Source organism: Aeromonas sp. QDB62 (assembly GCF_027705695.1).
GTDB classification, from domain to species: Bacteria; Pseudomonadota; Gammaproteobacteria; order Enterobacterales; family Aeromonadaceae; genus Aeromonas; species Aeromonas allosaccharophila.
Genome location: NZ_JAPDCD010000006.1, coordinates 1 through 11,454 on the forward strand (window position 1 = coordinate 1; position 11,454 = coordinate 11,454).

5 protein-coding genes and 1 pseudogene are annotated in these 11,454 nt (G+C 58.1%); 3 read left to right on the forward strand and 3 right to left on the reverse strand.

Going from position 1 to position 11,454, the window contains the following annotated elements; genetic code table 11:
* A partial coding sequence (locus tag OKC27_RS04365; protein ID WP_270805978.1) for an IS4-like element ISAeme22 family transposase occupies positions 1 to 1,001 on the reverse strand: 1,001 nt, incomplete at its 3' end.
* Positions 1,002 to 1,370: 369 nt separating this feature from the next.
* On the opposite strand from OKC27_RS04365, the pseudogene OKC27_RS04370 reads away from it, so the two are divergent.
* Positions 1,371 to 3,787 (forward strand): annotated as a pseudogene (locus OKC27_RS04370) (GH92 family glycosyl hydrolase).
* An 89-nt stretch (positions 3,788 to 3,876) separates the two neighbouring features.
* Here the strand turns inward: OKC27_RS04370 and acnB are convergent.
* Positions 3,877 to 6,474, reverse strand: a complete 2,598-nt coding sequence (gene acnB, locus OKC27_RS04375; protein ID WP_270805969.1) for a bifunctional aconitate hydratase 2/2-methylisocitrate dehydratase — start codon at positions 6,472 to 6,474, stop codon at positions 3,877 to 3,879.
* A gap of 229 nt (positions 6,475 to 6,703) precedes the next feature.
* Positions 6,704 to 8,959 (reverse strand): patatin-like phospholipase family protein, encoded by a 2,256-nt coding sequence (locus OKC27_RS04380; RefSeq protein WP_182939800.1) that lies wholly within the window; start codon positions 8,957 to 8,959, stop codon positions 6,704 to 6,706.
* Positions 8,960 to 9,194: 235 nt separating this feature from the next.
* On the opposite strand from OKC27_RS04380, the gene OKC27_RS04385 reads away from it, so the two are divergent.
* A complete protein-coding gene (locus tag OKC27_RS04385) occupies positions 9,195 to 11,105 on the forward strand; it encodes a methyl-accepting chemotaxis protein (protein ID WP_139406705.1) in 1,911 nt (636 codons plus the stop codon).
* A 144-nt stretch (positions 11,106 to 11,249) separates the two neighbouring features.
* Positions 11,250 to 11,429, forward strand: a complete 180-nt coding sequence (locus OKC27_RS04390) for a hypothetical protein (protein WP_182938382.1) — start codon at positions 11,250 to 11,252, stop codon at positions 11,427 to 11,429.
* Positions 11,430 to 11,454: the final 25 nt, after the last annotated feature.

Consider the following 11,454-nt stretch of genomic DNA (forward strand, 5'->3'; position numbering starts at 1 on the left):
GTTTTCCATGCCTTATGGAACTCCTCGATCCGCCAGCGATGGGTGTATATGTCGATGACCCGCAAGGCTTGGGCTAGTGACTCGACGGGTTCACTGGTTAACAACAACCATTTCAACGGGGTCTCACCCTTGGGCGGGTTAATCTCCTCGGCCAACACCGCATTGAGCGTGATATTCCCCTGTTTTAGCGTGATGCGCCCACTGCGCAGGCTCAAGCTCGCCTTGCGGGCGGGTCGATTTTTACGTTTACCGCGTTTATCCACCACGCCCTTTTGCGGGATGCTGATCTGATAGCCACCCAGCTCCGGTTGGTTTTTCAGATGGTCGTACAGATACAATCCGGAGCCAGTGTCCTTGCGCGGGTGCTTAGAGCGCACTACAAATCGCTCTTTATGTGTCAGTTTGTCCTGCAGGTAAGCATGGATATCGGCTTCGCGGTCACAGACCGCAATCACGTTGCTCATCATACTGCCCATGCGTAACCGGCTAGTTGCGGCCGCAGCCAGCCATTTGCCACTCTCCTTTTCATCCGCGTCGGCAGGGTCATCCGGGCGCATCCACCACTCCTGATGCAGTAATCCTACGGTGCGGAATGTAGTGGCCTCGAGCAAGAGAACGGAGTGAACCCACCATCCGCGGGATTTATCTCCAATAGCACCCAGCTTGCCAAGCTCTTCGGCGACCTGGTGGCGATAACTCAAAGAAGTGGTGTCCTCAATGGCCAGCAGTTCGGGAAACGCCTGAGCTAACTTGACGGTTTGCATGGCGCCAGCCTTTCTGATCGCCTCGGCAGAGACGTTGGGATTGCGGATAAATCGGTAAGCGCCTTCCTGCATGGCTTCACAGCCCTCTGATGAGATGGTTATTGATTTTCCAGAACATTTTGCCAATTGAGCGGCGACGTTAACCAGACGGGTGGTACGGCGAGGATCACCCAGTGCCGCCGAAGAGAACACAGATTTAGCCCAGTCGGCCGCATGATGAAGAGCAGAAGTTAGCATGATCGTTACCATGTTGGGAGTCACATGGAAGATCAGATCCTGGAAAACGGGAAAGGTTCCGTTCAAGATGCCACTTGTGTATAAGAGTCAGAGCCCTTCCTTGGTAGTGCAGGTGATCAAATTCACACAACTGGATGACCGTCATAATAATCCAGTAAATGCAACAAAATTAACCTACGCGCTCAATCAACACTCTATTATTATCAATCCACCAAAATAAACAGCTGCAAATAATTATGTTTGCCACTGATTAAGTTCACCTGCAGACATATAAATACTTATCAATAACCCCACCCATTCTTGCCAAATATTGGCGAAGAAAGATATTGCACAATCATAAATGACATAACCTTGCCAAGGAGTCAGGTCATGAAAAGTAAACTAACGCCACTGGTCATAGCGCTCACCATAGCACTATCTGGCTGTGACAGTGATTCGACCACCAGTTCTGACAACGCTCGTCCGACACCTGATAAATCGCTCATCCAGTATATAAACCCATTTATCGGTACCGGTGCTGATGGCCACACCTTCCCTGGAGCCGTCTACCCGGGTGGACTGGTGCAGCTCTCCCCTGATACAGAGATGGAGGGTTGGGGCTCTGCAGCAGGTTATTTTGACCATGGCAAGCTATCGGATATTCCAGTTTATGGCTTCTCTCACACCCATTTGTCAGGCACCGCATCACCGATCTCGGTGATATTCTCGTTTTGCCATTTACCGATAAAAACAATACTACTTACAACACGTTTGATAAATCCAATGAGCAAGCTGAGGCGGGCTACTACTCGGTCATTCTTAACAACGGAAAAATCAAGGCAGAGTTAACAACGTCAGCCCGGGTCGGATATCACAAATATACCTTCCCCAAAGGCAGCACGCCCTCAATTAAACTCGACCTTGATCACACACTGAATAAGAGCTGGGGCAATCGCACCACTATTGGCGATATCGAGTTTGTCGATGAATACACCATTCGCGGCAAGCGCAGTTCGGATGGCTGGGCCAACAACCAGCACATCTATTTCTACGCAAAATTCAGCCAGCCAGTGGTCAAGGCCAGCGTTGTTGTCGATGACGTAACAACCGAAGCGACCTTGAAACAGGATGCATTCAGGGGAACTAAAACCATCGCCTATCTGACTTTCAGTCCCAGTGAACAACCGCTCGAACTGAAGGTCGGGATCTCCCCCACCGGAGTAGAAGGAGCGCAGAAAAATCTGGAAACCGAGGTGCCTGGTTGGGGTTTCGAGGCTCAGGTAGCCAGCAACCAGCAGGCTTGGCATGGCGAGCTGGAAAAGGTGAACGTGAGCGGAGGCACTCAGGCCCAAAAAGAGATCTTCTACACCGCCATGTACCACTCCCAGATTGCCCCGATGATTTTCCAGGATGTGGATGGCAAGTACCGTGCAATGCGCACTCAGGAGATCAAGGATGCCGGAGCCATCCCCAACTACTCCGTCTACTCCATGTGGGACACTTTCCGGGCCCAACATCCGCTGCAAACCATCATCAACCCTCGTAAAGCCGAGGAGTATGTCAACGACCTGATCCGCAAGTACAAGGATGGTGGCATTCTGCCCAAGTGGGAGCTGCATGGCCATTACACCGGCACCATGATTGGCTTTCCTGCCATCTCCATCATTGCGGATGCCATGGTCAAGGGGATGAATGTCGATGCCCAGGAGGCTCTGGAAGCCGCCGAGTATACCGCCCGCTATCACAAGAAAGAGGAGTTCCCGGACTGGACCGAAGACCAGAACATAGGTGCGGCAAGCATTGCCCAGCTCGAGGTATACGAGCAGAACGGCTATGTGCATTGGGGATACTGGAATTCCACCTCCTATACTCTGGAGTTTGCTTACGGCGACTGGGCACTCTCGGAAATTGCCCGCATGGCGGGTAACAACAAGGTTCAGCAGGAGTTCCTCACTCGCTCGAACAACTACCTGAACCATTGGGATGCCAAAACCGGCTTCTTCCGCCCCAAAAACCACCCTGACAGCTGGAACCCGCACCTCCCGGCCAGCCAGTTCAATCAACCCGTTGATGAGAACTCTCCTGACTGCAAGCTGGAGACGGTCAACAAACCCGATGGTACCAGCGTCGAGATGCGCGTCTGCCCGCTACTGCCATTTGATCCCTACTATGTGGACGAGTTTGCCTACACCGAGGGCAACAGCTGGCAATGGAAATTCCAGCCGCTGCACGCATTCAAGTGGCTCAAGGCGGAAGTGGGTGGAGAAAAGGGTCTGCGCGAGGATCTCGATGAACTGTTCAACGCACGCTCATCCAATAGCGGTGAAGCGCTGCCTGACCTGACCGGCTACATCGGCCAATACATGCATGGCAATGAACCCTCCCACCATATCCCCTACCTCTACAACATGACCGATGAACCGTGGAAAACGCAGGAGTATCTGGATCGGATCATGAACGAGTTTTACACCACCAAACCAACAGGCCTTATTGGCAACGAAGACGTGGGGCAAATGTCTGCCTGGTACATCATGTCGGCCATGGGGTTCTATCAGGTTACTCCTGCCTCCCCGCACTACAGCATCGGCCGCCCACTGTTCGATGAAGTGACGATTGCAGTGAAAGATGGGCTCTTCAGGATCACCGCAGACAACAACAGCCCTCACAACAAGTATGTGAAATCTGTGACCATCAACGGCAAACCACTATCGGGGGATCTCACCTTTGAGCACAGCGAGATCAGGGCCGGAGGGGAGTTGCACTTTGTCATGACAGGCGACAAGAGAGAGGCAATGACCCGACTCTAACCGTCCGCATAAATGAAAAATGCCGCGTAACAACGCGGCATTTTTATTGGCTGACACAGAGCCCCTGAAGGGCCCTGTCATCCATTCACTCAGACGGCCTGCTGCAGGATCACTGCATCGGCCTTCTTGGTGTAGGAGGCGATCTCGTTGAAGTTGAGGTAACGGTAAGTATCTGCCGCAGTGGCATCGAGCGCCTTGGCGTATTGCAGGTACTCTGCCACGGTCGGGATCTTGCCGAGGATGGCGGCCACCGCAGCCAGCTCTGCAGAGGCCAGGTAGACGTTGGCACCTTTACCCAGACGGTTCGGGAAGTTACGGGTGGAGGTAGAGACCACCGAGGCCCCTTCCGCAACCCGCGCCTGGTTACCCATGCAGAGGGAACAACCCGGGATCTCGATGCGGGCACCGACGCGACCAAAAATGCCGTAGTAGCCCTCTTCGGTCAGCTGATCCTTGTCCATCTTGGTGGGCGGGGCGATCCACATGCGGGTCGGCAGCTCGCCCTGATACTTCTCGAGCAGTTTACCGGCGGCGCGGAAGTGACCGATGTTGGTCATACAGGAGCCGATGAACACCTCGTCGATCTTGTCGCCCGCCACGGTGCTGAGCAGACGGGCATCGTCCGGATCGTTCGGCGCGCACAGGATCGGCTCCTTGATGGTGGCCAGATCGATCTCGATGATTTTGGCGTACTCGGCATCCTTGTCCGCTTCCAGCAGGGTTGGGTTGGCCAGCCACTCTTCCATCCCCTTGATACGACGGGTGATGGTGCGCACGTCGCCGTAGCCTTCGGAGAGCATCCATTTCAGCATCACGATGTTGGACTTCAGATACTCGATGATCGGCTCTTTATCCAGCTTGATGGTGCAACCGGCAGCGGAACGCTCGGCACTGGCGTCCGCCAGCTCGAACGCCTGCTCTACCTTCAGGGTCGGCAGACCTTCAATTTCGAGGATGCGGCCGGAGAAGATGTTCTTCTTGCCCGCTTTCTCGACGGTCAGCAGCCCTTTCTGAATGGCGGCGTAGGGGATGGCATGAACCAGATCACGCAGGGTGATGCCCGGTTGCAGCTCGCCCTTGAAGCGCACCAGCACAGATTCCGGCATGTCCAGCGGCATCACGCCGGTGGCGGCAGCGAAGGCCACCAGACCGGAGCCCGCAGGGAAGGAGATGCCGATGGGGAAACGGGTGTGGGAGTCACCACCGGTACCCACGGTATCCGGCAGCAGCATGCGGTTCAGCCAGGAGTGGATGACGCCGTCACCCGGACGCAAGCTCACACCGCCGCGGTTCATGATGAAGTCCGGCAAGGTGTGGTGAGTCTGCACGTCGATGGGCTTTGGATAGGCCGCGGTGTGGCAGAAGGACTGCATGGTCAGGTCGGCAGAGAAGCCGAGGCAGGCCAGATCTTTGAGCTCGTCGCGGGTCATCGGGCCCGTGGTGTCCTGGGAGCCGACCGTGGTCATCTTGGGCTCGCAGTAGGTACCGGGGCGAATGCCCTGCACGCCGCACGCCTTGCCCACCATCTTCTGGGCCAGGGTGAAGCCTTTGCCAGTATCGGCCACCGGCTGCGGGCGACGGAATACGGTGGAGAACGGCAGACCCAGCGCCTCGCGGGCCTTGTCGGTCAGGCCGCGACCGATGATCAGCGGGATACGGCCACCGGCGCGCACTTCGTCGATCAGCACGTCGGTTTTCAGTTCAAACTGCGCCAGCACCTCGTCAGTACCGTGCTTGCAGATCTTGCCGGCAAACGGGTAGATGTCGATCACATCGCCCATCGCAAGCGCAGAGACATCAACTTCAATGGGCAACGCGCCGGCATCTTCCATGGTGTTGAAGAAGATCGGGGCAATCTTGCCACCCAGACAGACACCGCCAGCGCGCTTGTTCGGCACAAACGGAATGTCGTCGCCCATAAACCACAGTACCGAGTTGGTGGCAGATTTACGGGAAGAGCCGGTACCGACCACGTCACCCACATAAGCCAGCGGAAAGCCCTTCTCTTTCAGGGCATCGATGGTCTTGATGGGGCCGACGGCGCCATCCTTGTCGGGGGTGATGCCGGGGCGGGCGTTTTTCAGCATCGCCAGGGCGTGCAGCGGAATGTCGGGGCGGGACCAGGCATCCGGCGCCGGAGAGAGGTCGTCGGTGTTGGTTTCGCCGGTCACCTTGAACACGGTGACGGTGATCTTCTCGGCCAGCTCCGGGCGGGAGAGGAACCACTCGGCGTCAGCCCAGGATTGCATCACCTGTTTGGCGTGGGCATTGCCCGCCTTGGCCTTCTCTTCCACGTCGTGGAAGGAGTCAAACATCAGCAGGGTGTGGGAGAGGCCCTTGGCGGCAAGAGGAGCCAAAGTCGCATCGTCCAGCAGGTCGATCAGCGGTTGGATGTTGTAACCACCCTGCATGGTACCCAGCAGCTCAACGGCTTGCGCGGCGGTCAGGATGGGAGAGTGGGCTTCGCCCTTGGCGACGGCAGTGAGGAAACCGGCTTTAACATAGGCCGCTTCATCAACACCGGGGGGAATACGGGAGGACAACAGCTCTTTCAGAAAATCTTCTTCACCAGCGGGCGGGTTCTTGAGCAGTTCGACCAGGGCGGCGACCTGCTCTGCATCCAGAGGTTTGGCAACCACGCCCTCGGCGGCACGTTCTGCGACGTGTTTACGGTATGTTTCAAGCACGACTAATTCCTCTTTGGTCTTTTTTTGGGGTTCGCCCAGGCTCGCGGCGATCGTCCTTGCGGGACACCCCGTAGGGTGCTCCCCACTATATAAGTTTTAACGACTAATTAAAATCCAAACCCTGTTTACTTATTCACCACAAAATCGTAACCAATTAAACAGACTGGTATTTTTTGAAAATTAATTGACCGCCCTCAACCAGAGTTAACAAATTGGCATCAATTCGGCATTATTCGAACGTACTGCCCAATTGCAGATAAAAGACGTCATTGCCCCCCTCCGCCATGCCGTAGCCGAGGAACACCGGGCCGAGGAAGCTCTCCACCCCGACATAAACCGAACCGGCGGTAAACGAGCTATCCAGACTGATATCCGCCCCCTTGTTCCAGACGCCGCCCTGCTCCAGAGATCCACCGAGATAGAGCGGCACCTTGAGGGCGCCGAAGTCGTTGTCTGCCACCCGATAGATGTAGCGCAGGCCGCCAAACAGGCTGTAACGACCGCTCAGCTGGTAGCGCTGGAAACCGGAGAGGTGGAACAGCCCCCCCAGATCCTGGATATAGAGTGGGATGCTCTCTTCACTGCCCGAGCCACCACCATCGAGGATCAGGTTGAGGCTATGTCTGTCCCAGGACCAGGGTTTGACCATGGAGAGACGATAGTTCCACCCCTCGCTACGGGAGGCCTGAAAACCATCCCCATCCAGATTGACGTGGGAGTAGCCCATCTTCACATCCCATTTGACCCCCTGATAGGGGAAATAGCTGCTGTCCAGGGTGTCGTGTTCGAAGCGGGCATAGGGCCCCCATGCCGTGGCATCCCCTTGCAGCTCTTTGACGTTCTTGATCTCGATACTGCCTGTCTGCCCTTCCAGCCCCATCGACAGGCGACTCCAGGGCTGACGATTCCAGCCTACCGCCAGATCGGCGCTGAAGAAGGAGTACTCGGCATCGAGATAGGTGAACAGCGGATCGTCCGGATCCGGGTTGAAGAGGCTTCTCTGGGTCTGGTCATAGGCCAGACTCGCCTCGCCATAGAAGGTCTGGGAGGGTTCCAGCGGGGTATAGAAGTCGGTCTTGATATGCTTGGCCGTGCCGAGCGAAGCCTCGGTCAACCACTCGGCTCCCCAGTCATTGACGTTGGTGAGGGTATAGGACATGCCGACGTTGTAGTTGGAGGTATTCTCGAAGTCGTCGGAGAAGCCGAACTGGAAGTTGAGGTAGCCCGGCCCCCAGTTCTTCTCGCTGGCATCCACCACCAGCACGTTCTCCCCGTCGCGCTCCTCCACCTCATAGGTGATTCGGTCGAAGGACTCCAGCGCATAGAGCCGGCGAATGCCCGCCTCCAGGCTCTCGTTGGTCTGGATCTTGTCCGGCCGCACTTTCAACATGGCGCGCACCGTCTCGTCGGAGAGGCGCGACTTGTTGATGATCTCCACCTTGTCGATGAAGTAGGCGGGCTGACCGCTGCGCTCGGCACGGCGGCTCAATTTCTGGTTGCGATAGGCGTTGTACTGCGCCTTGGTGAGCGACAGCCGGTCCAGTTGCAGCGACGCCTTGTCCGCCGCTGCCTCGCCCAACTTGATCCCCTCCGGCATCCGGGTAAAGTCGGCAATCCCCATATCGCCAAACTCGGGGGCGAGCAGGATATCCTTGGGCCCCATCAGCGCCTTCTGCTTGTCGGTGCCGACCTGGGTCATATAGGTAGTGAGTTGGTCAATCATCGCCAACCCTGACTTGAGGGATTCACGGGTGCGCAGCTTGGCGCTGATATCCACCGCGATCACCACGTCGGCCCCCATCGCCTTGGCGACATCGACCGGCATGTTGTTGACGCTGCCGCCATCCGCCAGGATGTGGCCCTCCCACTCCACCGGCTTGAGCGCGCCGGGGATCGACATGGAGGCCTGCATCGCCTTGGCCAGACTACCGTGATCCAGCACGAAAGGCGTCACCGTCTCCATGTCGGTCGCCATGGCGCGGTAGGGGATCGGCAGATCGTCGAAACTTTCCTGCACCGGCAGGTTGGAGGTGGCCCCCCGCAGCAGGCTGGCCATGGATTGCCCCTGAAAGAAACCGTCCGGTAGCTGAGTGGTATCGCCATTCACCCCGATGTCGGTGCGCAGCTGATACTGTTCATTCTGCTGCTTCTTGCGCAGCGACAGCTCGTCACGACCGACCTTGTCCTGATACCCCTTGTTCCAGTCGATGGCGAGCGTCATGCGCTCCACCTCCTCGGCACTGAGCCCCATGGCGTACATGCCCGCCACATAGGAGCCCATGCTGGTACCGACGATGATGTCGACCGGGATCCGTTTCTGCTCCAGCACCTTGAGAATGCCGATGTGGGCCGACCCCTTGGCGCCGCCGCCGCTGAGCACCACCGCAATTTTCGGGCGCTCCCCTGCTGCCGCCATGGCCAGCAGCGGGCAGGCCGCCAGCATCACCAAAAGCAGACGGGTCCATCCCGCACCTAAGCTGCGCATCATATTTTCCATATTATTCAGAGGGTCAGTCACCAAGGATGGCCTCTACTATAAGGGGCCGGGCAGTTAGCGCAACCGTCAATCCGTATCCCGAATGGCCTGCACGCCGGAGGAGCGAGCCACCGCCGCTGTGAGCGCAAACGTAATCCGCAAATAAAGGGTCACCAGCCTCATGGGCGGGGCTGCGCTGCCGCTAATATGAGAGTCGTCAATCCTCAACCTTTTGAGCACCTTTATGCTGGCAACCCTCACGCTTAAACAGAAAATACTGGCTACGGTCACCCTGGCGGTGGTCGTCTCCTGCCTGCTGGTGGGCTACTTCAGTCAACGCTCGGCCCAGCAGCTGATCGAAAACCGGATGTTCGAGCAGGAGCTGCCCAACCTGACCCAACGGATCAGCAAGGAGATCGAGCAGGATCTCCACGGTATCGCCCAGGCTGCCCGTCAACTGGCCACCGACCGCTTCATTCTCGACTGGGTGGATCGGGGCATGCCCAAAGAGCAGGAGCCGATCCTCATCAACCAGCTCAAGGATGTGGCCAACCAGTATGGTCTGGTAACCGCCTCCTTCGCCGATCGCCAGAGTGCCGCCTACTACAACCAGGATGGCTTCCTGCGCAACCTGACCCCGACGCAGGATGCCTGGTTCTATGACTACACCAAGAGCCAGAAGGAGATGACCCTCAGCATCTTCCGCGAGAGCAACGGCGAGGTGAAGCTGTTCGTCAACTTCCAGCAGCTCAACGGTCGCGGGCTGGCGGGCTTTGCCAAATCCCTCGATACCATGGTGACCATGGTCGCCAACTTCCGGCTGGAAGAGAGCGGCATCGTCTTTATGGTCGATGGCAGCGGCAAGGTGAAGCTGCACCCCGAGGCCAACCGCATCGAACGCGATACCCTGGGCGGCATCGCCAGCGGTGATACCGGCAGCCTGCTGGCCAAACGCCCCTTTGCCGTCATCAACGCCGAAGTCAATGGCGAGCCCATGGTACTGGCCAGCAGCTATATCCCGCTGCTCGACTGGTATCTGGTGGCCCAGGTGCCGCAAGCCGAGATCTATGCCGAGCTGGATCAGACCCGCAACGAGATCCTGATGATCTCGCTGGTGATTGCGCTGGCCATGGGGCTGATGGGCATGCTGCTGGCAGGCTCGGTCAGTCGTCCGCTCAACGAGCTGGCTCGCCTGTTCAAGGAGCTGGGCAGCGGCGATGGAGATCTCACCCAGCGCCTCAAGGTGGAGGGGCGTGACGAGCTGAGTCAGGTCGCCACCGGCTTCAACAACTTCGTCGCCAAGATCCACGGCTCCATCGAACAGGTGGCAGAGAACTCCCGCCAGCTCGCCGACACCGCCAACGAGGTGGCCAACAAGGCGCAGCTGACCCAGCACAACTGTACTGCCCAGCGTGACCGCACCGTGCAGGTGGCAACGGCCATCCACGAGATGGGTGCCACGGTGAGCGAGATCGCCGGTAACGCTTCGCTGGCAGCCGAAGTTGCCAGACAGGCCAACGATCAGGCCGATGCGGGGGCTGTGGTGGTGGCGCAGGCGCGCCACGGCATCGTCGGCCTCTCCGGCGAGATTGAGCAGGTCGCAGGCGTGATCGAGTCGCTGGCGAGCCAGACCGACTCCATCGGCAGCATCCTCGAAACCATCCGCAGCATCTCGGAGCAGACCAACCTGCTGGCACTGAACGCCGCCATCGAGGCCGCTCGCGCCGGTGAACAGGGTCGCGGCTTCGCCGTAGTAGCGGATGAGGTGCGCAATCTGGCCAACCGTTCCGCCGCCTCGACCGCCGAGATCCAGGGGATGATCAACCGCTTGCAGGAGCAGAGTGCCCGCGCCGTCAGCGCCATGGCACAGGGGCGTAACCAGAGTCTGGAGGTGGTGAACCAGGCCGATGAAGCCAACGCCGCCCTCGGCCAGATCACCGCCCATATCACCCAGATCAACGACATGAACATCCAGGTTGCCACCGCCACCGAGGAGCAGTCGAGCGTGGTCGGCGAGATCAACCGCAACGTGGAGGATATCAACCAGCTCACCATGGAGACCGCCGACATCGCCCACCAGCTGACCGAGTCCAGCCGCAGCCTGCAGCAGCTCTCCGGTCAACTCGACAAGCTGGTCGGCAACTTCCGTCTGTAGTCTGTCATCCCACTCCTGAAAACTCACCAGAGGGCGCCGCGGCGCCCTCTGTCATAGCCACGGCAAACGGTGACGCACGGCCATGCAAACGCCGTTATACGCCCCTCGAAATGCCTCATAATCAGGGAAATATGAGGAGGAGTTATGGGCAAGCTGATCGTAATGATATTGCTGGGGGGCGTGCTCGGCGCTTGCAGCAGCGGGCCGGTACGGGTACACGGGGCGGATGTCAGCGTGGACGATACCCGGATCCGGGTCAGTGACGGCAGTGGTGGCTATGGCACCTTCTGCCCGCCGGGGCAGGCCAAGAAGGGGCGCTGCTAACCGGACTCCGAAGGCCAGATAGCAA